At 73.0% G+C, this 25,050-nt stretch carries 25 protein-coding genes; 3 read left to right on the plus strand and 22 right to left on the minus strand.

Annotated features, from left to right (window positions below; translation table 11 throughout):
• A partial coding sequence (locus ACE3QY_RS06825; RefSeq protein WP_374455254.1) for a DNA alkylation repair protein occupies nt 1-734 on the minus strand: 734 nt, incomplete at its 3' end.
• A gap of 43 nt (nt 735-777) precedes the next feature.
• Nucleotides 778-1,878 (minus strand): class I SAM-dependent methyltransferase, encoded by a 1,101-nt coding sequence (locus ACE3QY_RS06830; protein ID WP_374455255.1) that lies wholly within the window; start codon nt 1,876-1,878, stop codon nt 778-780.
• 114 nt (nt 1,879-1,992) lie between these two features.
• Here ACE3QY_RS06830 and ACE3QY_RS06835 point away from each other — a divergent pair, with 114 nt between their 5' ends.
• The gene (locus tag ACE3QY_RS06835) at nt 1,993-4,104 is read left to right on the plus strand and encodes an alpha/beta fold hydrolase (RefSeq protein WP_374455256.1); all 2,112 of its coding nucleotides are present in this window, start codon (nt 1,993-1,995) and stop codon (nt 4,102-4,104) included.
• Here the strand turns inward: ACE3QY_RS06835 and ACE3QY_RS06840 are convergent.
• From ACE3QY_RS06840 to ACE3QY_RS06935, 20 genes are all read right to left on the minus strand, one after another.
• Entirely contained in the window at nt 4,041-7,241 is a 3,201-nt protein-coding gene (locus tag ACE3QY_RS06840; protein WP_374455257.1) for an AAA family ATPase, read from the minus strand. The two genes, ACE3QY_RS06835 and ACE3QY_RS06840, sit on opposite strands and share 64 nt — an antisense overlap.
• A gap of 47 nt (nt 7,242-7,288) precedes the next feature.
• A complete protein-coding gene (locus ACE3QY_RS06845) occupies nt 7,289-7,672 on the minus strand; it encodes a DUF3037 domain-containing protein (RefSeq protein ID WP_374455258.1) in 384 nt (127 codons plus the stop codon).
• The gene (locus ACE3QY_RS06850) at nt 7,669-8,457 is read right to left on the minus strand and encodes a HipA family kinase (protein ID WP_374455259.1); all 789 of its coding nucleotides are present in this window, start codon (nt 8,455-8,457) and stop codon (nt 7,669-7,671) included. Before ACE3QY_RS06850 ends, ACE3QY_RS06845 begins: the two co-directional genes overlap by 4 nt.
• Nucleotides 8,457-9,317 (minus strand): polyphosphate kinase 2 family protein, encoded by an 861-nt coding sequence (locus ACE3QY_RS06855; protein WP_374455260.1) that lies wholly within the window; start codon nt 9,315-9,317, stop codon nt 8,457-8,459. Before ACE3QY_RS06855 ends, ACE3QY_RS06850 begins: the two co-directional genes overlap by 1 nt.
• A gap of 7 nt (nt 9,318-9,324) precedes the next feature.
• Entirely contained in the window at nt 9,325-10,074 is a 750-nt protein-coding gene (locus ACE3QY_RS06860) for a GNAT family N-acetyltransferase (protein ID WP_374455261.1), read from the minus strand.
• Between the two features lie 5 nt (nt 10,075-10,079).
• On the minus strand, nt 10,080-10,571 hold the full coding sequence (locus ACE3QY_RS06865) for a phosphoribosyltransferase (protein WP_374455262.1): 492 nt from the start codon (nt 10,569-10,571) through the stop codon (nt 10,080-10,082).
• 134 nt (nt 10,572-10,705) lie between these two features.
• A complete protein-coding gene (locus ACE3QY_RS06870; RefSeq protein ID WP_374455263.1) occupies nt 10,706-11,449 on the minus strand; it encodes a regulatory protein RecX in 744 nt (247 codons plus the stop codon).
• Nucleotides 11,439-12,491: a recombinase RecA gene (recA, locus tag ACE3QY_RS06875; RefSeq protein WP_310254059.1), complete on the minus strand. Its 1,053-nt coding sequence runs from the start codon at nt 12,489-12,491 to the stop codon at nt 11,439-11,441. The genes ACE3QY_RS06870 and recA overlap by 11 nt, the downstream gene beginning before the upstream one ends.
• A 204-nt stretch (nt 12,492-12,695) precedes the next feature.
• The gene (locus tag ACE3QY_RS06880) at nt 12,696-13,961 is read right to left on the minus strand and encodes an MFS transporter (protein WP_374455264.1); all 1,266 of its coding nucleotides are present in this window, start codon (nt 13,959-13,961) and stop codon (nt 12,696-12,698) included.
• Nucleotides 13,958-14,152 carry a DUF3046 domain-containing protein gene (locus ACE3QY_RS06885; RefSeq protein WP_374455265.1) on the minus strand — a complete coding sequence of 65 codons (195 nt, stop codon included), beginning with the start codon at nt 14,150-14,152 and terminating at the stop codon, nt 13,958-13,960. Before ACE3QY_RS06885 ends, ACE3QY_RS06880 begins: the two co-directional genes overlap by 4 nt.
• On the minus strand, nt 14,149-14,766 hold the full coding sequence (locus ACE3QY_RS06890) for a class I SAM-dependent methyltransferase (RefSeq protein ID WP_374455266.1): 618 nt from the start codon (nt 14,764-14,766) through the stop codon (nt 14,149-14,151). Before ACE3QY_RS06890 ends, ACE3QY_RS06885 begins: the two co-directional genes overlap by 4 nt.
• Nucleotides 14,763-15,305, minus strand: coding sequence for a DinB family protein (locus ACE3QY_RS06895; RefSeq protein ID WP_374455267.1), 543 nt, complete (start codon nt 15,303-15,305; stop codon nt 14,763-14,765). Before ACE3QY_RS06895 ends, ACE3QY_RS06890 begins: the two co-directional genes overlap by 4 nt.
• 91 nt (nt 15,306-15,396) lie before the next feature.
• On the minus strand, nt 15,397-17,013 hold the full coding sequence (locus ACE3QY_RS06900) for an AMP-binding protein (protein ID WP_374455268.1): 1,617 nt from the start codon (nt 17,011-17,013) through the stop codon (nt 15,397-15,399).
• A gap of 402 nt (nt 17,014-17,415) precedes the next feature.
• Nucleotides 17,416-18,222 (minus strand): ABC transporter permease, encoded by an 807-nt coding sequence (locus tag ACE3QY_RS06905; RefSeq protein ID WP_374455269.1) that lies wholly within the window; start codon nt 18,220-18,222, stop codon nt 17,416-17,418.
• Nucleotide 18,223: 1 nt separating this feature from the next.
• A complete protein-coding gene (locus ACE3QY_RS06910) occupies nt 18,224-19,030 on the minus strand; it encodes an ABC transporter permease (protein WP_374455270.1) in 807 nt (268 codons plus the stop codon).
• A complete protein-coding gene (locus ACE3QY_RS06915; protein ID WP_374455551.1) occupies nt 19,030-19,944 on the minus strand; it encodes an ABC transporter ATP-binding protein in 915 nt (304 codons plus the stop codon). Before ACE3QY_RS06915 ends, ACE3QY_RS06910 begins: the two co-directional genes overlap by 1 nt.
• Nucleotides 19,945-19,986: 42 nt before the next feature.
• Nucleotides 19,987-20,814 carry a hypothetical protein gene (locus ACE3QY_RS06920; protein WP_374455271.1) on the minus strand — a complete coding sequence of 276 codons (828 nt, stop codon included), beginning with the start codon at nt 20,812-20,814 and terminating at the stop codon, nt 19,987-19,989.
• A gap of 25 nt (nt 20,815-20,839) precedes the next feature.
• Nucleotides 20,840-22,261, minus strand: coding sequence for a hypothetical protein (locus tag ACE3QY_RS06925; RefSeq protein WP_374455272.1), 1,422 nt, complete (start codon nt 22,259-22,261; stop codon nt 20,840-20,842).
• Nucleotides 22,258-23,223, minus strand: a complete 966-nt coding sequence (locus tag ACE3QY_RS06930; RefSeq protein ID WP_374455273.1) for a hypothetical protein — start codon at nt 23,221-23,223, stop codon at nt 22,258-22,260. The genes ACE3QY_RS06925 and ACE3QY_RS06930 overlap by 4 nt, the downstream gene beginning before the upstream one ends.
• Nucleotides 23,220-23,675 (minus strand): WXG100 family type VII secretion target, encoded by a 456-nt coding sequence (locus ACE3QY_RS06935; protein WP_374455274.1) that lies wholly within the window; start codon nt 23,673-23,675, stop codon nt 23,220-23,222. The genes ACE3QY_RS06930 and ACE3QY_RS06935 overlap by 4 nt, the downstream gene beginning before the upstream one ends.
• Nucleotides 23,676-23,892: 217 nt before the next feature.
• On the opposite strand from ACE3QY_RS06935, the gene ACE3QY_RS06940 reads away from it, so the two are divergent.
• Both ACE3QY_RS06940 and ACE3QY_RS06945 read left to right on the plus strand, forming a co-directional pair.
• Nucleotides 23,893-24,567, plus strand: coding sequence for a hypothetical protein (locus ACE3QY_RS06940; RefSeq protein WP_374455275.1), 675 nt, complete (start codon nt 23,893-23,895; stop codon nt 24,565-24,567).
• A gap of 115 nt (nt 24,568-24,682) precedes the next feature.
• Entirely contained in the window at nt 24,683-25,045 is a 363-nt protein-coding gene (locus ACE3QY_RS06945) for a YciI family protein (protein WP_374455276.1), read from the plus strand.
• The last annotated feature ends 5 nt before the right edge of the window (nt 25,046-25,050 follow it).

Raw genomic sequence — 25,050 nt, forward strand, 5'->3', positions numbered from 1 at the left:
CCCCCCCCCCCCCCACGGCCTCGCGCTGATTCTCGTCGGCGGGGGCCGCCCGGCCCGCCCCCCCGGGCCCCCCGCGGGGCGGGGGGCGGCCCGCCCCCCCCCCCCCCCCCCCCCCCCCACGCCGCGTCGGTGCGGGCGTGCTGGCGCAGGGCCCACCCCAGCGCCTTGCGGACGAAGAAGTCGCGGCCGAACGCGGTGTCGTCGAGGTTGGCCACCAGCACCCGCTCGAGCAGGTCGGTGTCGGTCCGCTCCTGGTGGTGGAGCTGGGCGATCATTGCCGTACGCCGGATCCAGAGGCTGTCGCCGTCGACCGACCAGGCGTCCATCGTCGGGGTGACGTCGTCGCGGTGACCGAGCAGGACGTCCCCGACCAGGTGGGTCGCGACCTCGTCGACCACGTCCCACCAGGCGCCGGTGCGCACGAGGTGCTCGAGCAGCGGGAGCAGCTCGGGGTCGAGCCACTCGCGGTAGGAGCGGTGCCGCAGCAGTGCGACGGCGGCGTACCACTCCTCGCGGTGGGTGGCGTCGTCCCAGAGCTCGAGGACGGCGTGCTCCCACTGCGCCCGGTCGACGAAGCGCTCCTCCGCGAGCAGCGGCCGCAGCAGTGCCCTGAGCTGCGGGGCAGCCAGGCCGACATAGGGCAGCGCGGACTTCATGTAGGCCTGCTGCTGGGCGGCCCTGGCCGGGTCCCCCACCTCGGCCAGGGCCGCCCGCACCGCCCCCACGTAGGTCATGGCGGCATCCTGACAGCCGCCGGTGACAGCTGCGCCGACCGCGTCAGGGGCGTGCCTCGTAGACGTGGTTGAACGGCGTCTCCGCGACCCGGCGGAACCGGGTGAACCCGGCGTCGGTCACCACCTGGCGGATCGCCGCCTGGCCCGCCTGCGCGCCGAGGGCGTAGCCGCCGGGCTGCGAGACCGCGTTGGGCACGCAGAGGAAGGTCGAGAAGCCGTAGAACACCCGGCCCACCGGGTTGAGGTTCTCCGCCACCGTGTCGCCGGCCGCCGGCTCCACGATCATCCAGGTGCCGTCGGGGGCGAGCGAGCGCCGGATGTGCTGCGCCGCACCCAGCGGGTCGCCCATGTCGTGCAGGCAGTCGAAGGTGGTGACCAGGTCGAGGTCGCGCTCGTCCAGCGCCTGGGCGCCCGCGACGTCGAAGCGCACCCGGTCGCCGAGCCCCGCGACGGCTGCGCGCTCGCGCGCCGCGTCGATCGAGCCCTGGTGGTAGTCCGAGCCGACGAACGTGCTGGCCGGGAACGCCTCGGCCATCAGCACCGTCGAGGCGCCGTGGCCACAGCCCAGGTCCGCCACCCGGGCGCCCCGCTCGAGCTTGGCCGGGACGCCGTCGAGCGCCGGGATCCACTCCGTGAGCAGGTGCATGAGGTAGCCCGGCCGGAAGAACCGCTCACAGCCGCTGAACACGTCCTCGTCGTGCTGGTGCCAGCCGTAGCCGGCACCGGTGCGGAACGCCTGCTCGATCTCGGTCGCCGCCTTGAGCGCGCCGAGCGCCAGCTCGAACGCGCCGGGGAGGAACACCGGCCCCGAGGGGTCGGTCAGCGCGAAGGCCTGCTCGGGCGTCATCGAGTACGTCGCGCTGCCGGCGTCGTACTGCACGTAGCCGCCGGCGGCCTGGCCGCGCAGCCACTCGTCGACGTAGCGCGGGTCGGTGCCGGTCCGGGTGGCCAGCTCGCGCGCGTCGGCCGGGCCGGTGGCGAGCGCGCGGTAGAGGCCGAGCCGCTCGCCGAGCAGCACGTTGCCGGCGCCGACCGTGGCGCCGAGGTCACCGACGAAGCTGCCGACGAACTGCATGAGCGCGTCCATGTCGATGGCGGGCGGCTGGTCGGTGGTCTGGTCGGTCGTCTCGTCGATGGTCGTCATCTGGGTCTCCCTCGTGAAGGGCATCCGGGTGGATGCTGGTCTCCAGACGGTGCTCCCGGGCGCTTGCGGTGCGATTGCAACGGCTCTGCAACCGGGGTGGCGGAGGGTGAGGACATGCGGGCACGGGAGCCGGACAGCGCGGGGCACGTCGACGTCGGTGGCGTCCGGCTGGCGTGGGAGTCCTTCAACGACGAGGCCGCGTCGACGGTGCTGTTCGTGCCGATCGACACCTGCGTCAACAGCCGTGCCTGGAAGGGCCAGGTGGCCTACCTCGCGCAGCACCACCGCGTCGTCACCGTCGACCCGCCGGGCAACGGCCTCTCGGGGCGCTCGCTCGATCCCGAGGCCTACGGCGACCTCGCGCTCGTGGCGGACACGCTGGCGGTGATGGACCACCTCGGCCTCGAGCGCGCCGTCCTCGTGGGGATCTGCGTCAGCGCCTGGCAGGCGCTGCTGACCGCTGCGCTGCATCCCGACCGCGTCCAGGGGGTGGTGGCGGTCGGGCCGTGGGTGCGCGACCGGACGCCGCCCTTCGCCGTACGTCTCGAGGCGGCGCAGCACTTCGACGAGGAGCGCGACGACTACTCCGGGTGGAACGGCAACAACCGTCACTACCTGCCCGACCACTGGCCCGAGTACGCCGAGTTCTTCTTCGACCAGATGCTCCCCGAGCCCCACTCCACCAAGCAGCTCGAGGACGTCGTCGGCTTCACGCGGCAGACGACCGGGGCGGTGATCCTCGCCGAGAACGAGGGCCCACGGTTCCCCGACACCGCTGACGAGGCCGAGCGGCTGCTGCGGGGGATCACCGCGCCGGTGCTGGTGGTGCAGGGGACGGCCGACCTGTGCCAGCCACCGGGGCGTGGTCGCAGCGTCGTGGAGTGGACCGGTGCCGAGCACCTGGTGCTGGAGGGGTCGGGCCACCTGCCGATGGCGCGGCACCCGGTGGTGGTGAACCGGGCGATCAAGGCCCTGGTGGACCGGGCCACGGGCTCGCCGGGGCCGGTGGCGCCACGACGCTCCCGGCGCCGCCCGCGGATCCTCTACCTCTCCTCCCCCATCGGTCTCGGCCACGTGCGACGCGACCTCGCCGTCGTCGACGCGATGCGCGAGCTGCGGCCGGAGCTCGAGGTCGAGTGGCTCACCCAGTCGCCCGTCGCGGAGTTCCTGGAGAAGCGCGGCGAGTCGGTCCACCCGGCGTCCCGGCACCTCGCGAGCGAGTCCGGCCACTTCGAGGCCGAGTCGGGCGAGCACGACCTGCACGCCTTCGACGCCGTACGCCGGATGGACGAGGTGCTGGTCAACAACTTCATGGTCTTCGACGACCTCGTCGAGCGCGAGTCGTTCGACCTGTGGGTGGGCGACGAGGCGTGGGACCTCGACCACTTCCTCCACGAGCACCCGTCCCTCAAGCGTGCGCCGTTCGTCTGGATGACCGACTTCGTGGGCTGGCTGCCGATGCCGGACGGGGGTGAGCGGGAGGCGTTCCTGACCGCGGACTACAACGCCGAGATGGTCGAGCACGTCGCCCGCTCCCCCGGCCTGCGCGACCGCTCGGTGTTCGTCGGCGACCCCGAGGACGTGGTCGACCTCCCGCTCGGGCCCGACCTGCCGACCGCCCGCGCGTGGACGGAGCAGCACTTCGACTTCGCCGGCTACGTGATGGGCGAGCGGCCCGACCCCGCCCGCCGTGACGAGCTGCGCGAGCGGCTCGGCTACGGCCCGGACGACGTGGTGTGCCTGGTCTCCGTCGGTGGCTCGGGCGTCGGGCACCACCTGCTGCGGCGGGTCGCGGCGGCGTACGGCCCGGCGTCGGCGCGCATCCCCGGTCTGCGGATGGTCGTGGTGACCGGGCCCCGCATCGACCGCGAGGCCCTCGCCCTGCCGGACGGCGTGGAGGTGCACGGCTTCCTCCCCGACCTCGACCTGCACCACGCGGCCTGCGACGTGGCGGTCGTCCAGGGCGGGCTCAGCACCACGATGGAGCTGACCGCGGCGCGGCGGCCGTTCCTCTACGTCCCGCTCGAGCACCACTTCGAGCAGCAGGTCCACGTGCGGCACCGGCTGGCCCGGCACCGCGCCGGACGGGCACTTGCGTACGCCGACACCGACCCCGACCGGGTGGCCGAGGAGCTCGTCGCCGCCCTGGCGCGGCCGGTCGACTACCTGCCGGTGCCCTCGGACGGTGCCGCCCGCGCGGCCCGGCTGGCGCTCGAGGCACTCTGACCGGCGACCCCGCCGATCGCCGCCACACGTCGGCGCAGCGTGGGCCACGACTCCGAGGTCGCCGCACGCAGCGGCGCCAGCAGCCGGGCGGCCTCGGCGAGGTCACCGCGCTCCCGCGCCGCTGACGCCAGCAGGAGGTAGGCGTCGGCACCCACCACCCACGCGCGACCGGGCGGGCAGGCCACCTCCGCGAGCGCGTCCGTCGCACTGCGCGTCAGCTCGCCGGTGACCGCGGCGAGGGCCGAGGCGCACAGGAGCCGGCCCGGGCGCGCACCGCCCGTGGACGCCGCCAGCCCCGCGCGGGCGACCGACTCGGCCTCGGCCACCTCCCCGGTCTCCACGAGGGTGGCGGCCAGCAGGCCGGCGGCCCAGGCGTGCCACCACGGGTGGTCCACGGCAGACGTGGCCTCGACCGACAGACGGCCGAGCCGGGACGCCTCGTCGAGGTCGCCGGCGAACCGAGCCAGCCAGCCGTCGTACGCCTGGAGGTAGCCGGCGTAGGCCGGGAAGCCGCTGCGCCGGTTGAGGTCGAGCGCCTCGCGCAGCACCCGCCGGGCCTCGTCCCAGTCGTCGTGGGCGGCGGGCACGAACGCCGACTCGAACACCACCCACTGCAGCAGCCACGCGTCGTGGCGCTCGCGCAGCAGCGGCTCGAGCTCGCGCACGACCACGGCCAGGGCAGGCGCGTCGCCGAGGTGCCAGGCGACGGTCTTGAGGCCGTCGAGCGCCAGGACGACTCCGTCCACGGATCCCGACGCGCGGGCCCGGGCGAGCGCCCGCGCCGCACGCTCGCTGGCGTCGGCCAGCCGGAGCCGGCTGGCCTCCAGGACCGTGAGCCGGCTGGCGAAGTCCGCCTCGGCCCGCCGGTCCCCGAGCTCGGCCGCCAGCCGGACGCCGTCCTCGAGCGGCCCCAGCAGCTCGTCGGCCGAGAGCTGGGCGCCGACCGCAGCGTCACCGCCGCGGGCCCGCAGGGCGGCCAGCTCGAGCCGTCGCTCGCCGATGCTGCGTGCCCACGCCAGCGCCGCGTCGATGTCCTGGATCGCGGCCGACCAGCTCATCGCCGCCTCGTGCACCCGGCCCCGCACCAGGAGCGCCCGGACCCGTGTCTCCCCCGCCAGCCCCGGGACGGCGAGGCTGCGCTCGACCAGGGTCCGGGCGTCCTCGACCGCGGCCCTGCGCAGCGCCTCCTCCCCGGCGAGCAACCAGCCCTGCGCGGCCCGCGCGTCGTCACCGACCGCGTGCGCGTGCGCGGCCATCACCTCGGGCCGGTCGCTGGTCAGGTCGGCGGCCCTCCGGTGGTATGCGGCCGCGACCGCCTCAGGCAGCCCGGCGTACACGCACTCCTGGAAGAGGTCGTTGGCGAACTCGTAGACGGCACCGCTGCGGACGAAGAGCCCGGCCCGGGTGAGCTCCTCGCCGTGGCGGGTGGCGCTGACCTCGGACGTCTCGACCAGGCCTGCGAGGAGCCGGGGGTCGAGGCGCCGCCGCAGCACCGCTCCGGCCTCGACGACCGACCGGGTCTCGGGGCCGAGCCGCTCGACCCGGGCGAGCACGCCCTGCGAGAGGGAGGCCGGGACGCCGGTGTCACCGGTGCCGAGGGCGCGCAAGCACTCCACCACGCTGAGGGTGTGTCCCGCGGTCCGCGCCATGACCTGGTCGCCGTGCGACTCGAGCCCGACCGAGGCGGCGAGGGCGTCCACCGCCTCGGGCCCGAGGGGACCGAGCTGGATGCTCGTGGCGCGGTCACCGAGCCGCTCCGCGACGGACGGGTCCTCGCTGCGCACCGCGCCGACCAGCAGGACGCGCGCGGTCGCGAGCTGCCCGGCGAGGTAGCCGAGCAGGTCGACGGTCGCGGCGCCCGCATCCTGCAGGTCGTCGAGGACCAGCACGACCGGGCGGGCGGCCGACAGGCGGCGCAGCGCCACCGCGACGGCGTCGTACGTCGCCCGCCGCTGGAGGTCGCGGTCAGCTGGCGGCGCCGGTGCGGTCGGCAGCACCGCGGCGAGGTCGGGCACGAGCGAGAACCACGCGGCCTCGTGGTCCCGCACGGTCGCCGCCAGCTGGTCGCGGCGCAGACCGGCCAGCGCGGGACGCAGCGCGTCGACGAACGGCTGGAGGAACAGCGAGCGCTCCGCGGGGTGGCACCGCCCGCGCAGCACCTGGCCACCGGTGCCCGCGCCGAGGTCGGCCACCGCGTCGAGCAGCCCGGTCTTGCCGATGCCGCCCTCGCCGACGACGAGCACCATGCCGTCCGCGTCCCCTGCCGCGGCCGTCACCCACGCCGCGCGGACGAGCGCCAACTCGCCCTCCCGGCCCACGAGCGTCGCCTCCGGGCCCTCTCGACGCGGCCGCGGCAGGGACGGCGCGGCCTCGGCGGGACCGTCCGTCTCGCGGAGCAGCGCGAGGTGGAGATCGGCGGTGGCGCGGTCCGGGTCGGTGCCGAGGTCCTCCCGCAGCGTGCGGACGAGCCGGTCGTACGCCGCGAGGGCCGCGGTGACCTGGCCGTCGGTCGCGAGCGCGCGCATCAGGTCGCGCACCGCCCGCTCGTCGTAGGCGTCGGCGGCCGTGCCCTCGGCCGCCACCCGTACCGCCGCGGCGGCGTCGAGCTCGAGCAGGGCCGACACCCGGTGGTGCCGGGCCGCGCGGCGCAGCCCGTCGACCTCGCCCCGCACCTGCAGCACCCACGCGTCGTCGGCCTCGTCGAGCAACGCCGTGTCCCCGCCCAGCAGGTCCTGGGCCGCAGCCGCCGCCGCGTCGGCGAGGGCGTGCTCGCCCGCGGCGAGACGACTCGCGGCCTCGGTGACCAGGTGCTCGGCCTCGAGCACGTCGAGGGACCAGCTGCCACCCAGCGCGTAGGCACCCGGCCTGCCCTCCACGAGGCCGGCGCCCAGCGTGCGGCGCACCCGGCTGACCAGGGTCGCGACGTTGGCCGCCGGGTCCGCGGGTGGCGCGTCGCCCCACAGCGCGTCGACGATGCGGTCGGTGGCGACCGGCCGTCCGCGCGCCGAGGCCAGCACGGCGAGGAGCGTGCGCGCCTTGCGGCTGCCGAGCTCACGACCCGAGCGCACACCGTCGCCCGCGTCCACGGCGAGCGTGGACGAGAGTCGGATCCGGACGACGCCGCCGGGCGGGTTCACCCGACGAGTATCCGCCCAGCGGCGCTGCCGCGGGAACGGCCTGCAGGTCAGCCGACGAGGCGATCGCGCAGGTGCTCGAGCTGGCGGCCCGGGTCCTCGGTGACCCCGCCGTGCACCGGACCGGGCTGCAACACCGTGCTGCGAGGCGCCTTGAGGAAGCCGAAGCGCTGGCCCAGTGACTGACGCGCCGCCTCACCGGCCCGCTCGTCGCCGCGGCACACCCGGTCGACGAAGGTCAGCGAGTCGCAGACCTGGTCGACGTCGATCGCCGCGTCGAGGGCACGGAGCCGGTCGGCGTCGACGTTCCACACCACGTCCAGGAAGTCGGCGCTCTGGCAGTGCAGCACGACGCCGACGTTGAGGAACTCCTCGCGGTCGGGTCGCGGCACGCAGCGCAGCACGACGTACTGGTAGGCCATCCTCGTGCTCATCGCGGCACCTCCGGCAGCCACTGCCGCGTGCCGAGGCGGGCGTCCAGGAAGTCGACGTACGCCGCCCGCAGCGCGTCGGGCCCCAGCGGACCCGCACCGTCCACGCCCGGCACCGGCTCGAGCCACACGTCCGGCACCGCGGCCAGGACCTCGGTGAAGACGTCGCGACCGAGCGCCGCGGAGATCTCGCCGTCGAGCTCGCGGGCGCGACCGGCGCAGGTCTCGAAGACGTGCCCGCTGACGTCCCACGGCTGGGCGGCGAACCTCGCCGGGTCGGTCGTCCCGGAGCGCCAGCCGTGGTGGAAGTAGAGCGAGGCGCCGTGGTCGATGACCCAGAGGTCGCCGTGCCACACGAGCAGGTTGGGGTTGCGCCACGAGCGGTCGACGTTGGCGGTGAACGCGTCGAGCCAGAGGACGCGGGCACCCTCGTCGTCGGCGGCGCTCACCTGCCCGTCCACGCCGAAGGCTCCGGGGAGGAAGTCGATGCCGAGGTTGCGGCCGGCGCTGGCGTTGAGCAGGTCCTGCACCTCCTCGTCGGCCTCGTAGCGGGCGAGCTCCGGGTCGAGGTCGAGCACCACGAGCCGCGGGGTGCGGAGGCCGAGCCGGGTGGCCAGCTCGCTCACGATGACCTCGGCGACCAGCACCTTGGCGCCCTGGCCGGCGCCGCGGAACTTGCAGACGTAGGTGCCGAGGTCGTCACCCTCGACGACGCCGGGCAGGCTGCCGCCCTCGCGCAGCGGAGTGACATAGCGGGTGACGGTGACCAGCGGCAGAGTCGTCGACATCACTGGACGGGCTCCCCGTCGAGCCGGGCCTGCTGCTCGGCCACGTCGAAGTCGGCGGCCGGCCACTGCAGGTCGAGGCCGCGCAGCGTGTCGAGCAGCAGCTGGCCGACGGCGAGGTTGCGGAACCACTTCTTGTCGGACGGGACCACGTGCCACGGCGCCACGTCGGTGCTCGTGCGCTCCAGCGCGATCTCGTACGCCTCGCGGTAGGCGGGCCAGAGCGCCCGCTCGTCGAGGTCGCCGGGGTTGAACTTCCAGTGCTTCTCCGGGTTGGCCAGCCGCTCGGCCAGGCGCTCCTTCTGCTCCTCGGCACTGATGTGGAGCATGCACTTGATGATCGAGAAGCCCTGGTCGGCGAGGCGCGCCTCGAAGTCGTTGATGGCGCCGTAGCGCCGCTCGATCTCGTCGGGCCCGGCGAAGCCGCGCACGCGCGCGATCAGCACGTCCTCGTAGTGCGAGCGGTCGAAGACCCCGATGTAGCCGGCCGCCGGGAGGCCCTTCTCGATGCGCCAGAGGAAGTCGTGCGCACGCTCCTCCTCGGTCGGCGCCTTGAAGCTGGTGATGCGGACGCCCTGCGGGTCGACGAGGCCGATCGTGTGCCGCAGCACCCCGCCCTTGCCGCTGGTGTCCATGCCCTGGAGCACCACCAGCACCCGCCGCTCGGAGCCGGCCGTGCGCTCGGCCCACAGGCGCTCCTGCAGGTCGGCGAGCTCGTCCCCCATGGCGAGCAGGGCCGCCTCGCCGTCGGCCTTCTTGCCGTCGAAGCCGGGTGCGGCGTCGGTCTCGATCGCGGTCAGGTCGACCGGCCCGGCGGGCAAGCGCACGTGGTCGGCGATCGGCGAGATCGCAGGCGTCGTCATGGGCACATCATGGCGCACGGTCCGGCGCGGGCGGGCCGAGGACGCGGCGCACGTCGAGGGTGCAGCCGACGACCGTCGCCGTCGTGCCGTCACGCTGCGGCTCGTCGAACCAGGTGCCGCGCGTGAAGCCGGCCTTGTCGAGGATCCGTAGCGACGCCGCGTTGGCGTGGTGCGGCGCGGCGAAGTACGCCGTCGCGTCGGGGAAGCGTCGGTGTGCGCCCAGCAGCCACGCCCACAGCACCCGAGTCCCCAGACCCCGTCCGGCCCACTCCGGCTCGCCGATGGCGTAGTCGAGCCCGACGGCGTCGGGGTCGGGCGTCAGCAGCGCGAAGCCGGGGTAGTCCCGGATCCGGTAGTCCTGGACGAAGCCGACCGATCGACCGTTGACCTCCACCACCCACATGCGGGTCGGCGTCTGGCCGTCGACGCGCGGGCCGTACGTCGCCGTGACGCGCTCCGGGGTCGGCTCGCCGTCGGACTGCCACCAGCGCCGGACGTGCGGTGCCTGGAGCCAGCGGGTCAGCGCGGTGAGGTCGCCGTGCGTCATCGCGCGGAGGTCCACGCGCTGGTCGGGGTCGACGACGAACCGCTTGGTCGCTCCCGAGAGGTCCTCGGCGGCGGGCTCACCGCCGGCTGTGGCTCCGATCCGGACGGCCGCCTCGGCCCACGACTCGCCGGGCAGCACGGCGCCGGCCAGCTCCCGGTCCCCGTGGCGTACGAGGACCGGGACGGACTCCGTGCCGTCGGTGTCGGGCACGTGCGTCAGTGGGCCAGGGCGTCCGGGTCGACGACCGGTGGGAGGACCGACCAGGGGAAGTCGATCCACCTCTCGGTGAGCCGCCAGGCGTAGTCGGGCTTGATGACCGACTGGGGCTTCTCGTAGATCACCACCGTGCGGGCCTCGGCGACGCTGCCCTCGCAGAACTCGTGCACCAGCTCGAGAGTGCGACCGGTGTCGGCGACGTCGTCGGCGATCAGCACCTTGAGGCCGGACAGGTCGACGGCCGCCGGCGTGGGCGGCAGCATGATCGGCACCTCGAGGCGCTGGTCGACGCCGGTGTAGAACTCCACGTTGATCACCGACAGGTTCTTCACCGCCAGGGCGTAGCCCAGGCCCATGCCCAGACCGAGTCCGCCGCGGGCGATCGAGAGGATCATGTCGGGGCGGAACCCGGAGTCGGCGACCGCCTGCGCGAGCTCGCGCGTGGCCGTGCCGAACAGCTCGTAGGTGAGGACCTCGCGCTCGTTGCTCACCGGGACATCCCACCAGAGACCGGACGTCCGGCGGAAGGCTGGCGGTCCGTCATGCGAACCCGACCCCATCCGTTCGCCTTCGGATGACGGATCCGGGCGGCGACCCAGCAGGCGGCCGACCCATCAGACGGCGGTCAGAAGTCGGGGTGGTCGCCGAGGTCGCCGTCCTCGCCGGCGTCGGCGAGGGCCTCGCGCACGACGGAGAACGCCAGGCCGGCGGCGTAGCCCTTGCGGGCCAGCATGCCGGCGAGGCGCCGGGTGGCGACCTGTGGGTCGAGGCCGCGCATCGACCGGAGCTTCTTGTCGACCAGTGCCCGCGCGGCCACGCGCTGGTCGGCCTCGTCGAGCTGCTCGAGGGCCTCGGATGCGTCGTCGTCGTCGATGCCCTTGCGGCGCAGCTCCTGCTTGAGCGCGCGGGGGGCCAGGCCCCTGCTGCGGTGCCGGCTCTCGACCCACTGGCGGGCGAAGGCGGCGTCGTCGATCAGCCCGACCTCGGTGAACCGGTCGAGCAGCTGCGCGGCGAGCTCGTCGGGGACGCCGCGCTGGGCGAGCTTGCCGGCGAGCTCCTGGCGGGAGCGCGCCTGCCCGGTCAGGGTGTCGAGCAGGATCTTGCGGGCCACCGACTCCGGATCAGCCTCGACCTCGGCAGCCGCCGCCTCCTCGCGGGCGATGCGGGCGGCCTCGCGCTCCTCCCACGTCCGGGCGCGCCCCCGGCCACCCTTCCGGGTCTTCCGGCCGGTCCGCTCCTCGGCGGTGCGGGCGTCCGCGGGGCGCGGCCCGGCCGGCGTGGGTGGGGTCTCCCCCACCCACGCCTGCACGCCGAGGCCGACGTCACCGACCCAGTCGGGCGCGGGACGGCTCTCGCCCTCAGAAGTCATTGACCCCGATGGGCTCGTCGCTCAGGTCGTCGGCCGGCTTGTCGACGGCGGGAGTCACGCCCAGCTTCTCCAGGATCAGCTTCTCGATCTCGTTGGCGAGGTCGGGGTTGTCGCGCAGGAAGTTGCGGGAGTTCTCCTTGCCCTGGCCGAGCTGGTCGCCCTCGTAGGTGTACCAGGCGCCGGCCTTGCGGATGATGCCCGCCTCGACGCCGACGTCGATCAGGCCGCCCTCGCGACTGATGCCCTTGCCGTACATGATGTCGAACTCGGCCTGCTTGAACGGCGGGGCCACCTTGTTCTTGACGACCTTGACGCGGGTGCGGTTGCCGACCATGTCGGTGCCGTCCTTGAGCGTCTCGATGCGGCGCACGTCGAGGCGCACCGAGGAGTAGAACTTCAGCGCGCGACCACCGGTCGTGGTCTCGGGCGAGCCGAACATCACGCCGATCTTCTCGCGCAGCTGGTTGATGAAGATCGCCGTGGTGCCGGAGTTGTTGAGGGCACCGGTCATCTTGCGCAGCGCCTGGCTCATCAGGCGGGCCTGGAGACCGACGTGGCTGTCGCCCATCTCGCCCTCGATCTCGGCCCGGGGCACGAGCGCGGCGACGGAGTCGATGACGATCAGCGACAGCGCGCCGGAGCGGATCAGCATGTCAGCGATCTCGAGCGCCTGCTCACCGGAGTCGGGCTGCGAGACGAGCAGTGCGTCGGTGTCGACGCCGAGGGCCTTGGCGTAGTCGGGGTCGAGCGCGTGCTCGGCGTCGATGAAGGCGACGATGCCGCCGGCGGCCTGGGCGCTGGCCACCGCGTGGAGGGCGACCGTCGTCTTTCCGGAGGACTCCGGACCATAGATCTCGACCACACGACCGCGCGGGAGACCACCCAGGCCGAGGGCCACGTCGAGGGCGATCGACCCCGTGGGGATCACCTCGAGCGGGGCACGCGTCTCGTCGCCCAGTCGCATGACCGAGCCCTTGCCGAACTGCTTCTCCACCTGTGCGAGCGCGGCGTCGAGGGCCTTCTCGCGGTCTGCACCAGCCATTGCTGTGTCCCGTCCTGTCGTCGTTGTCTGAGGTACTTCTCCGACGCTAGGGCGAGCCACCGACAGTCCCTGATCAGGACCGTCACCTGCTGTGGACTACCTCGCCCCTCGTCGTACCTGTGGACGCACAGTAGCCCGAACAGGTGTTCGACGGGAGGTTGGGGCACGGCGTGTCGCGAGCGAGTCCGCGGCGCCTCGCGCGGGTCAGCCCCGGGCGCGGGCCTGCACCCCGGCGACGACGACGGCGAACGCCATCAGCTCGGCGAACAGCGCCAGCGCGGAGTAGCCCAGCGCTCCGACGATGACCCCGGCGAGCGCTCCCCCGCCGGCAGCGGTGAGGGACATCGCCATGTCGGAGGTGCCCTGCACGTCGGTGCGCGCGAGGATCGGGGTCCGGTCGGCGATCACGGTCGAGGCGGCGACCGTGGCGCACGACCAACCCAGTCCCAGCAGGAACAGGCCGGCGAAGATCTCCCACGAGCTGCCCTGGGGCGACACCGCGCACAGCGTGAGGGAGACGAGCAGCAGCACCCCTCCCGCGACCAGCACGGGGCTCCGCCCGAACCGGTCGGCGGCCCACCCGACCACGGGCGAGAAGGCGAACATGCCGAGCACGTGGACCGAGATCACGAAGCCGATCACCTCGAGGTGCGCGCCGCCGTGCTCCATGTGCAGCGGCGTCATGATCATCACCGTCACCATCGCCGCGTGGGCGCACGCCATCGCGACGACGGCCGCTCCGACCGCAGGCACGTCGCGGACCACCTCGACGAACCGTCCCCACGAGCGCCCGCGCGACTCGACCACCGCGCCCGGGGACACCCCGGCCGCCTGCTGGGCGACCAGGAGCGGGTCGGGTCGCAGCCGGAGCCAGACCCAGGCAGCCGCGGCGACGAGCACCACCGAGCCGATCGCGAACCCGCCCGTGAGTTCCGGGATGCCGGCGCGGACGGCCACGGCGCCGCCGACGCCGACGAGGTTGGGCCCGGCCACGGCACCGATCGTGGTCGCCCACACGACGACCGACAGTGCCCGCGCCCGGTGCTCCTCTGTCGCCAGGTCGGTCGCGGCGTAGCGCGACGCGCTGTTGACCGCCGTGGTGGCGCCGAGCAGGACGGCACCGAGGAGCAGCACCAGCATCGAGTCGACGACCCCGGCCACGACGGCGAGCACCGCGCCCGTGGCGCCGAGCAGGTAGCCGGTGACCAGCCCGACGCGACGCCCGCGCCGGCGCATCACCCGCGCGAGGGCGTACGCCGCTGCGGCGGTGCCCAGCACCTGGAAGGTCTGCGCCAGGCCGGCCATCGTCTCGCTGCCGGAGATGTCGCGGGCCAGGAGCGACGCCGTCGCGACGCCGATCGTGACGCCGACTGCGCCGACGGCCTGCGAGACGACGAGCGTGCGGACCGTGCGCTGCTGGACGGCCGGGACGTCGTGAGCCGCCGGCCCGGCCTCGACCGGGGCGCTCACCGCTCGCTGTCCGGCAGCTCGAGCTGGCGCCAGACCGCGGCCCAGACCTGCTTGGGCGGCACCCCGGCGGCGAGCGCCTCCTGGGTCGTCCGTCCGTCGAGGTCACGCACGACCGTCAGCTCGGCCCACGTCCGGGAGTAGTCGCGCCCGAGCGCGTGGTCGAGCCGCGCCCAGAACTCGGTGTGCCTCATCGGTGCATCGAACCACGGACCGCCGACACCTCGAGCCAGGTCTCCCCGCGCGAGCCCGGCACGCCCGAGCGGATCGCGACGTCGGACCAGCCGGCATCCGTGACCACGGCCTCCAGGTCGGACGCACGCCAGTAGGTGAAGTGGCGCGGGTGGCTGATCGAGCCGTGGGTCGACCACTGCTCGCCGTCGCCCTCCTTGAGCGAGGCCCGGAGCAGACCACCCTCACGGGTCACCTCGGCGAGCCGGCCCAGCACCGTGGAGAGGTCCGCCCGGGCGACGTGCAGCAGGGACGCGTTGGCCCACACCGCGTCGTACGGCCCGTCAGGCACGGACAGGTCGTCGACGAGCGGGTCGAGGAGGTCGGCGGCGTGGCCCTGCTCCCGGAGCAGCGCGACGAAGGCGGGCGTGACGTCCGTCCGACGCACGTCCAGGCCGAGCTCCTCCATCACCCGCGCGTCGCGCCCGCCGCCCGAGCCGATCTCGAGCACCCGCGCGCCCGGGCCGAGGCGGTACGCCAGCGCCTCGAGGTCGGCGCGCACCGACCCGGGCATGGCCGGCGACGCCTCGACGTAGGCCACGGCGTCGAGGTCGTAGGCCCTCACCGTGTCGTTCACGGGCGAGCGACCCCCACGTCGTGGAGGTGGTGGACGACGTCGTGGAGGTGGTAGCTGCCCAGCGACTCGACCGTGAACTCGTCACCGTTGGACCGGGTGCCGCGCCGCGAGCGGGTCTCGTCGGTGACGGACGCGTAGATCCCTGCGACGGTGCCGGCGCCCTCGATCAGGGCCACCGCGACCTCGGCCGGGTCCTGTGACGGGTAGTCGCGCTCGAGGGCGGTGGCGTCCTGGTCCCAGTTGGCGAACGTGGGCGCGTCCTCCTCGAGCATCAGACGGAGCCGCTGGGCGAACAGCTCGTGGACGTCGCGCACGTGGCAGGCGTACTCCAGCGGCGACCACACGTCCGGCGCCGGTCGCTCCCGGACGTCGGCCCGCGCGCACACCTCCGACCAGGTCATCGCCGTGTCGTGGAAGAGGCGCGGGAGGTCGGCCAGGCCCTGCGCACCGGGGTCGAATCCGCAGTCGGCGCACGGGCGCTCCAGGACCCAGGTCCAGTCCTTGGTGTCGGGCGTGATGCCGTCGGGGGCCATGCTCATGGCGGCCATCCAACCAGCCCTGCGCCGCGCGGCAACGCGGGGAACGGACAGTCATCGCTGACATCCGGCCGACCTGCCCGCAGCGCGTGCCTCAGGACAGGCCGAGGCGCTCCGCGGACACCTCGCGCATCTCGACCTTGCGCACCTTGCCGGTCACCGTCATGGGGAACTCCTCGACCACCATGACGTAGCGCGGGATCTTGTAGTGCGCGAGCCGGCCGGTCGCGAACGCCCGCACTGAGTCGGCGTCGAGGGGCTCGGCGCCCGGACGCATCCGCACCCACGCGCACAGCTCCTCGCCGTACTTCTCGTCGGGGACGCCGATCACCTGCACGTCCTCGATGTCGGGGTGCGTGTAGAGGAACTCCTCGATCTCGCGCGGGTAGATGTTCTCCCCGCCGCGGATCACCATGTCCTTGATGCGGCCGGTGATGCGGACGTAGCCGTCGTCGTCCATCACGCCCAAGTCGCCGGTGTGCATCCATCCGTCGGCGTCGATCGCCTCCCTGGTCTTCTCCTCCTCGTCCCAGTAGCCGAGCATCACCGAGTAGCCACGGGTGCAGAACTCCCCCGCCTCGCCGCGCGGGACGGTGTCGCCGGTGACCGGGTCGACGATCCTGATCTCCAGGTGCGGGCAGACCCGGCCGACCGTGCCGACCTTGCGCTCGAGCGAGTCGTCGGTGCGCGTCTGCGTGGACACCGGCGAGGTCTCGGTCATGCCGTAGCAGATCGTCATCTCGTCGACTCCGGCCGCGATGAGCTTCTTCATCATCTCCTCGGGGCACGGCGAGCCGGCCATGATGCCCGTCCGCACCGAGGACAGGTCGTACGTGTCGAGGTCGGGCAGCGCCCACTCGGCGATGAACATCGTCGGCACGCCGTAGAGCGAGGTGCAGCGCTCCTCCGAGACCGCCTTCAGCGTCAGCGCCGGGTCGAAGCCGGGTGCGGGGATCACCATGGCGGCACCGTGGGTGGTGCACGCGAGGTTGCCCATGACCATGCCGAAGCAGTGGTAGAAGGGCACCGGGATGCAGACCCGGTCGGCCTCGGTGTAGCCGCAGATCTCACCGACGAGGTAGCCGTTGTTGAGGATGTTGCGGTGGCTCAGGGTCGCGCCCTTGGGGAAGCCGGTCGTCCCGGACGTGTACTGGATGTTGATCGGGTCGCCCGGCTCCAGCGACGCGGCGCGGTCGGCGAGGTCCGCCTCGCTGACACCGTCGCCGCCGACGAGCAGTCCCGACCAGCTCGCCTCGTCGTCGAGGTAGACCACGCGCTCCAGGGCGTGGTTGCCCGATGCGGTCTCCTCGACCATCCCCCGGTAGTCGCTGGTCTTGAACGACGTCGCGCAGACCAGCAGGCGCATGCCCGACTGGTTGGCGACGTAGGCGAACTCGTGGGTGCGGTAGGCCGGGTTGACGTTGACCAGGATCGCCCCGATGCGGGCAGTGGCGAGCTGGACGAGCGTCCACTCCGCGCTGTTCGGCCCCCAGATGCCGACCCGGTCGCCCTTCTGCACGCCGGCGCCCATCAGCCCGCGCGCGACGCGGTCGACGTCGGCGTCCAGCTCGGCCCACGTCCAGCGGCGCCCGCTCGCGCACTCGACCAGCGCCTCGCGGTCGGCGTACGCCGCCACCGTCCGCGCCAGGTTCGCCCCGATCGTCTCCTCCAGCAGCGCCGGAGTCGACTCGCCCTTCGCGTATGAGTCCATGCCCGGCAACCTAGGACGGCCCTCGCGGCGTTGGCCAGTGGTTGGTCCGGGGCGTCCGGCGGCCAGCCCTCGACGAGACGCGATGCACAGCTCTGGCCGAGTGCCCGGATCGGCGGACGGACGAGCGGCGATCGGCATACCCTTCGCGGCGTGATCCGAGTACAGCGCGACGACCGACCAGCACCACCATCGCCGGGCGCCGCACTCGTTCCTGGCGTCCTGCTCACGTTCCTCGGCGCGTGGACGCTTTCTGAGGGAGAGCTGCCCCAAGCGCTGGGGTGGGCGTGTGTTGTCCTGGGCGCGGCGCTTCTGCTCACCGGCGCCATCGCCAAGGGGGTCTCCTGGGGGCTCGACCTCCGAGCGCGCTGAACGTCCACGCATGCCGCCTCGGGCGCACCCCCGTCAGGTCAGCAGCAGCTTGTCGAGGCGGCGGCGTACGACGAGCAGGCCGGCGATACCCATCGCGACGAGGTAGACGACCGAGACCGCCGACTCCCAGGTGACGACGCCGGTGGTCAGCTCGCGGCAGAGCACGACGCCGCGGTAGAGCGGGGTGGCCTCCACGACCCAGCGCAGCACGCCGTCGCCGAACGCCTCGACGGGGAAGAACGTCGCCGAGAAGAGGAACAGCGGCATCTGCGCGAGGGTGATCTTGTCGAAGTCCTGCCAGGACTTCATCCACGTCGTCAGCGCCATGCAGACCGCCGAGAACGCGAACGCGATGAGGACCGCCGCCGGCAGCGCGAGCACCGCCCACCACGAGTCGACGAGGCCCATCACGAGCATCACGACGAGGAAGGCGGCGGAGTAGACCGACCCGCGGATCAGGCCCCACGCGATCTCGCCGCGCGCGATGTCGCCGGTGGTGAGCGGGGTGGCCAGCATCTGGTCGTAGAGCTTCTCGTACTTGAGCTTGAAGAACACGTTGAAGGTGCTGTCGAGCAGCGCGCCGTTGAAGGCCGAGGTGGCGAGCATCGCAGGCGCGACGAAGGCGGCGTAGGGGACCTGCTCGCCGTGGAACTCGAACGTGTCGATCAGCTGGCCGACGCCGATGCCGATCGAGAACAGGTAGAGCACGGGCTCGAGGAAGCCCGTGAGGAAGAGCTTCCAGGCTGCCTTGTAGACGATGAAGTTGCGCAGCACCAGCAGCCGGGCGGCGCCCGTCGGCGTCAGCGGCGCCGGGATCGCGGTCGTGGAGAGGGTCGCCACGTCACACCTCCAGCCGCTTGTCGAGACCGGTCACGGCCCACCGCCAGCCGAGGACCGACAGCACGACGAGGACGCCGAGGTTGACCGCGGCCAGCGACCAGTCGACGGTGTCGAGGCAGAACATCCGCGACAGCGAGACGCCGTGCCACAGCGGCGTCAGCCGGGCGACCCACTCCAGCACCGGGCCGAGGTTGGTGATCGGGAAGAAGGCGCCAGAGAACAGGGTCAGCGGCAGCACGCCGAGGCGGAACAGCACGCCGAAGCCCTCCTCGGACTTCAGCCGGGCGGAGTAGCCGAAGGTCAGGAACGCGAACGCGGTGCCGACCAGCACCTGCGCGAGCCACGCGAGGACCGGCCCCCACCAGCTCTCGAAGACGCCGAAGGGCGCGAGGACGAGCATGAACACCGCGCACGCCGAGGCGACCCGGAACACCACGAACGCGACGAACGCGTTGACCAGGTCGCGCACCGCCAAGGGCGTGGCGAGCTGGGCGAAGAAGGTCTTGTGCCACTTGATCGCGCCCATGACGGGGTACGTCGACTCGCTCACCGCGATGGTCATCGCGTGGGCGGCGACGAGCCCGGGCACGATGAATGCGAGGTAGGACGTCGCCCCCTCGAGCTGGTCGGGGTCGCCGTCGATGAAGCCGCCGAGCAGCACGCCCATCGCGACGACGTAGAAGAGCGGGGTCGCGAACGAGCTGACCACTCCCCCGCGCCAGGTGCGCTTGTAGACCGTCAGCCAGTAGTCGTACTGGCGGGCCATGCCCTCGACCGGGCGCAACGAGCCCTGCAGCTGGGTGGCCATCAGTCCGCCAGGCTGCGGCCGGTGAGGCGCAGGAAGACGTCCTCGAGCGTGGAACGGCGCACGAGCGTCGCGATCGGGTGCAGGCCGCGCTCGAGCACCGCGGTGATGACGTCCTCGCCCCGGTCGCTGTAGACAAGGAGACGATCGGGCAGCACCTCGACGCGGTCGCCGAGGTCCTCGATCTTCTCGGCCAGAGCCTCGTGCTCGCCGACGCCGAAGCGCAGCTCGGCGACCTCGCGGGTGGAGTGCGCGTCGATCAGCTCGCGCGGCGAGCCCTCGGCGGCGATCAGCCCCTTGTCCATCACCACCAGCCGGTCGCAGAGCTGCTCGGCCTCGTCCATGTAGTGGGTGGTGATGACCAGCGTGACGCCGGCCTGCTTGAGCCGGAAGAGCTGGTCCCACAGCACGTGGCGCGCCTGCGGGTCGAGGCCGGTCGTGGGCTCGTCGAGGAGCAGCACGTCGGGGTTGTTGATCAGGCTGCGCGCGATCGTCAGCCGCCGCTTCATGCCGCCGGACAGGTCCTCGACCTTGGACTTCGCCTTCTCGGTGATCTGCGCGAACTCCAGCAGCTCCTGGGCCCGCTCCCGGCAGGTGGCGCGGTCGATGCCGAAGTAGCGGCCGTAGATGTAGAGGTTGTCGAAGACGTTGAGCTCGTTGTCGAGCGTGTCCTCCTGCGGGCAGACGCCGAGCCGACCCCGGATCGCCGGGCCGTCGGTCGCCGGGTCCATGCCCAGGATCCGCAGCTCGCCGGCGGTCACCGGGCTCACCGACGCGATCATCCGCATGGTGCTCGACTTGCCGGCGCCGTTGGGGCCGAGGAAGCCGAACGCCTCGCCCTTGCGGACCTCGACGTCGATGCCCTTCACTGCCTCGAAGTCGCCGAAGGACTTGCGCAGCCCCCGCGCCGAGATCATGGATTGCGTCACGTGGCCCGACCCTAGTTCAGCGGACACCGGCTACCCGGTAGGCCGCGGTCCCCACATCTGCTCGAGCCGCTCGTGGTCGCGGCCGTGGTCGGGGTCGATCTGGAAGGTGACGGTGTCGGGGAACCCGCCCTCCGGCGTCTCGACCGTCACGCTGATGAGGTCGAGCGGATCGGCCTCCGAGCGCCAGACCAGCTCGGCGACCTGCTCGACCAGGCCGTCGTCCACCTCGTCGGCCCTCAGCTCGACGTGGGCGGACGACGCGTTGGTCGGGGTGTCCGAGCCGTAGGCGGACCGCAGCACGGCGGTCACCCCCGGCAGCGCGGAGGCGTCGCGCGCGATGTCTCGGAACAGCTCGGTGCACCCGTCGACCTCGCAACCCTCGAGGTCGTCGTCCTCCTGCACCGGTGACCACTCCGCGCCGGACGGACGCTCGCCCCACCGCTGCTCGTAGGTCGTGCGGTCGGCGCCGAAGGCGTAGGAGTCGGACTCCTCGTAACCGTTGCGCAGCGTGACACCGAGGCTGAGCACGTCGAGCGGCGAGACGTCGGACCGCCAGGCCGCCTCGGCCACCGCGTCGGTCACAGCGGAGATGTCGGCCGAGACGACGTCCTTGCCGGTGAGGTCGACGCCCACGGTCAGGTAGGCGACCGGCACGCCCCGCGTCGTACGCCGGGTGCTGCGCACTGCCTCGACACCGTCGATCGCCTGCACCTCGTCGACGAGCGCGGCGATCTCGTCCTCGCACTCACCGCACCCGGTCGGGATCCGCGCGGACGACGGCTCCTTGTCGAGGGGGTTGGTGCAGCCCGTGAGCACCACGAGCAGGCAGACGACGGCGGCCGAGACGTTCCACCTCATGACGGCAGCCTGCCAGAGCACCGGGTCAACGGGTGACCTGGTAGGACACGACCGGGCCAGAGGTGCCGCTGCCGAGGTAGCCGTCGTCGTGCATCCGGGTGATCTGGTCCTGGATCGAGCCGTTGGTCGACGCGTCGGCCGCAGCGGCACCGTTGGTGTAGTGGTCGAGCCCGTGGTTGTCGCCGATGTCGCTGCTGCCCTCGTCGAACTTCACGGTCGTCCGGTTGGGCTGGTCGGGGTTGTCCTCGCCGTCGAGCAACGGCACCGCGTCACCACGGTTCTCGAAGTGGATGGCGTGGATGCTGTCGGGCAGGTGGGTCACCTGCGCGGTCGGCGACCGCGCCGTCACCACGTGCTCGACGTTGAAGTGCCGGGTGAAGTCCGGGTCGGCGGCCAGCGACGTCGACACCATGCCGCCCTGCGAGTGGCCCACCAGCATCACGTCCTTGCCCTCGAGGCCGGCGTCGAGCATCGCCTGCTGGATGCCGCGGCCGTAGGCGCTGTCCATGCCGCCGATGAGCTGGTAGTTGGTCTCCATGTCGCGGGCGTGGTCACCGTCCTGCGGGATCGGGCTCATGTCGTCGGTGCCGGGGATGTAGACGATGTACTTGTCCCCGACCTTCTGGATCTGGATCGCGCCGTTGTTCTCCGGGTTGCTCGCGTCGAGCTCGTTGGTCGCGTTGAGCTGCGACATCAGGTCGCTCAGGCTGCCCGGCACGTGATCCGTGGCACCACCGGTGACGTCGAGCGGGTTGACCTGGTAGTCGGTGTCGTTGCCGAGCAGGAGCGCCAGCAACCGGGCGGCGTCGTTGGTGGTCGCCTGGTTGATCGGGCCGTCGCCCGGGTTGAGCAGGCCGAGACCGGGGACGAGGTTCTGGAGCAGCCCGCCGCCGCCGTTGATCAGGTGCTGGGCGAGCTCGGGGTGGTCGTGGAGCAGCTGGCCGAGGTCCTCGGCGAGCTGGGCCTTCAACGCCTCCTGCTCCTCCGGCGACAGCGTGGAGTAGTAGGCGTAGCTGATGCCTCCCGCGGCGAGGAGCGTCGGCAACGCGACCACCGTGCCGGCCAGCAGGAGCTGGCCGAGGGCGTTGTCGAGCATCTCCATCGCGTGGCGGGAGAGCGAGTCGCTGGCCTGGAACGCCGCGATCACGGCTCGTACGCCGAGCGCGTCGGCCTCGATCCCGATCGCACGGACCGTCAGGCCGTTGGCGCCGGTGGTCGCGTCGAGCACCTGGACCTCGGCGTCGCCGAAGGAGATCGGCGAGAGGATCGCCGACTCGAGCAGGTCGCCGTTGGCCATGACACGGGCCCCGAGGCCGGCCATCTCGACGAAGTCACCGGCCTGGCGCTCGTAGCGCTCGGCCAGCGCGAGCATCTGCTCGTAGCCGGCCTCGACGCCGTGGGAGCCGCCCGAGACCGACTCGATGGGGGGCAGGGTGCCGCTGGTCACGAGGTCACCTCCGCCGCGAGGACCGCGAGGGCGCGGGGCAGGTCGGTCGGCTCCTGCCGCTCGATCCGGACCATGTTCCAGCCGTCGCGCCGGAACGGCGTGAGCGACCGCCAGCCGTCGTGGAAGAGCACCCACTCGACGATCCCGGCACCGGGCCTCCCGCGCTCGCTGCGCGCCATCACAGCCGCGTGCAGGCGACCCCGCGAGGCGCTCTCGAGCTGCTCGTGCCAGCGGCGTACGTCACCGTCGTCGGCGGTCTCGAGCGAGTCGAGGTCGGGGCCGGCCAGCGTCATCCCGGTGTAGTCGGAGACCATCTGGTCGAGCAGCTCGAAGCGGCGGCGCTGCACGGCCTCCCCGGTCGCGAGCAGCAGGTCCCACGACGTCTCGACGACCTCGGGGAGCGGCTCGGCCCCGCTGGCGGAGGCCAACGTGCGGGTGTCGACCCAGGCCGCGCGGCCGAGCTCGAGCCACCAGTCGTCGGCGGAGAGCCAGCTCAGCTCGAAGGTGGTGCCGTCGGCGGTGGACAGGCACACGACCCAGTCGTCGAGGTTGCGGTGCCAGCTGCGCACCCGGACCCTCCCGCGGGCCAGGGAGACCAGCATCTCCAGCTCCACCGCGAGCGCCGGCGAGTGCCAGACGGTGAGCACCGCCCCGCCCTCCGCGGTCGGCGCACCGTCGTCGAGGAGCCCGGCTGCGGTCAGCAGCGCGTCGAGGTCCTCCACCGGTGCGGCCGGCTCGTCGCCCGGCGGCTCGGCCGGCGCGGGCTCCTGCCCGAGCGCGCCCAACCGGTCGCCGAGGCCGTCGAGCGAGCCCGACGAGACGATCATCTGCTCGGCCGGGGACGGCACCCCGCCCAGCCCGGCGAGGCGGTCGAGGGCCGCGCGGGGCAGTCGCACGCGCCGCGGGGTGACCCGGCGCGGCTCGACCTCATTGCCCTCGGCGTCGAGCAGCACCGCGCTCATCGGCCGGCCCCCGGGATCTGGTCGGGCACGTCGAGCCAGTCCTTGTGTCCCTCGGGTGGCGGCTGGAAGGAGGCGAGCATCTCGTCGATCGGGTCGGGGGTGACCTTCTTGATCAGGTCGAGGGCCTTGTCGGCGAGGTCGGCCAGCCGCGACCTCGCACCCTCGATGAGGCCCTTGACGCGGTTGGCGATCTCGCGGATGAGGTCCTTGAGCCGGTCGACCTCGTCGGCGTGGTGGCGCAGCGCCTGGGCGGCGTCGTCGTGCTCGTCGGCCGTCGTGCGCAGGGCGACGGCGCGCTCGGCCATCCGCTCCCGCATCGCCTGGGCGGCCCGGCCTTCCCACACCACGAGCTGCGAGGCGTTGACCAGCTGGTCGGCGTCGCGACGGATCTCGGCGCCCTGCTCGCTCATCTGCTGCGCCAGCCTGCGGATGACTGCGGTGTCTCCGTACATCTGCGTCTCCTTCAGGAGGGGCGAGGAGCGGGGGCCCGGTGGCCGTTGCCTGCGTGACCCGTCCATGCCCCGCGCCGGGCACGCGTAAACCGGGTGCCGGACGCATGTGGACGACGGCGTCGGGGCGGCGACGTACCCGATGCGGGGCTGGCGCGTCCCCGTCCCACGACCCCACACTCGGCACAGGACCGCCTCAGGACGGCAGCAGGAGGGTGCCATGGGTCTGACGCTCGCGCGGCTGTGGACGGCCGCGATGCTGCTCGCCTCCGGCGCCCTGCTGTACGCCGCGTCGTGGCAGCGGTGGGCGGGCGCGTGCCGCTGGGGCCAGGACCACGACACGTTCGCCTGCAACGTGCGCCAGGACCACCTCTTCGACTTCCTCCCGCCCGCCGAGCCGTGGCAGCCGGTCGGCCACGCGGCCGAGCTGGCCGGCGCGTCGCTGCTGGTCCTCGCCCTCGCGCTCCCGCTGCTCCGGACGGCCCTGACCGGACGTCGGCCCGGTGCGGTCGCGGTGACGGCGCTGCTGGCCGCGACGCTCGCGGTCATCGACGTCGGCGTCGCGACGCTGCGCTCCGGCCTGGCCGGGGAGGTCGTGGATCCGGTGTCCGACGACCTGGCGTTCTGGCTGTGGCTCTTCGTGCCGCTCGGCCTCTTCGTCGAGCTGTCCGTCCGCTGCCGCGGCTGGGCACGTGTCGCGGCGCTCTTCCTGGTCCTCGGCGCGCCCCTCGTCGGCGCCTTCTCCTACGCGCTCGGGTCGTTCGACACCGCGCCCTGGTGGGAGGCGATCTCCGGGATCCTGACCGGCGCCGGCGGCCTCTGCCTCCTGGCCGTGGCCGCGCGCCGTCCCGAGCGCCGCCGGGAGCGGGCGCCGCGGTCGCTGGTCGCGGGCTAGGGCGCGGACCGAATATTCATCGCGGTGCGATGTCGAGAAGCCGCGCGCCCGTTCGACGTACGTCCGAGAAGCACGACCACACCAACCAGCAGGAGCGATCACAATGCCGCGTTTCATGGGTTTCGTCAGGATGGAAGAGAACATCGGCACGCCGCCGCAGTCGCTGTTCGACGCGATGGACGTGCACATCGGCGAGCGCGCCGCCAAGGGGATCTTCCTCGACGGCGGCGGGCTCTACGGCACGGAGGACGCGGTGAACTTCGTCGTCCGCGACGGCGAGGTGACCCGGGTGGACGGGCCCTACGCCGAGGGCAAGGAGGTCGTCGGGGGCTGGGCGATCATGGAGTACGCCGACCTCGACGAGGCGGTGGCCGACCAGCGGGAGTTCGCCGAGCTGCACGCCAAGCACTGGCCCGAGGTCACCGTCATCTCGACCCTGCGCCAGATCTCGGATGGCCCGGAAGCCCCCGGCGACTGACCGGA

It is taken from the genome of Nocardioides sp. (assembly GCF_041913365.1).
GTDB lineage: Bacteria > Actinomycetota > Actinomycetes > Propionibacteriales > Nocardioidaceae > Nocardioides.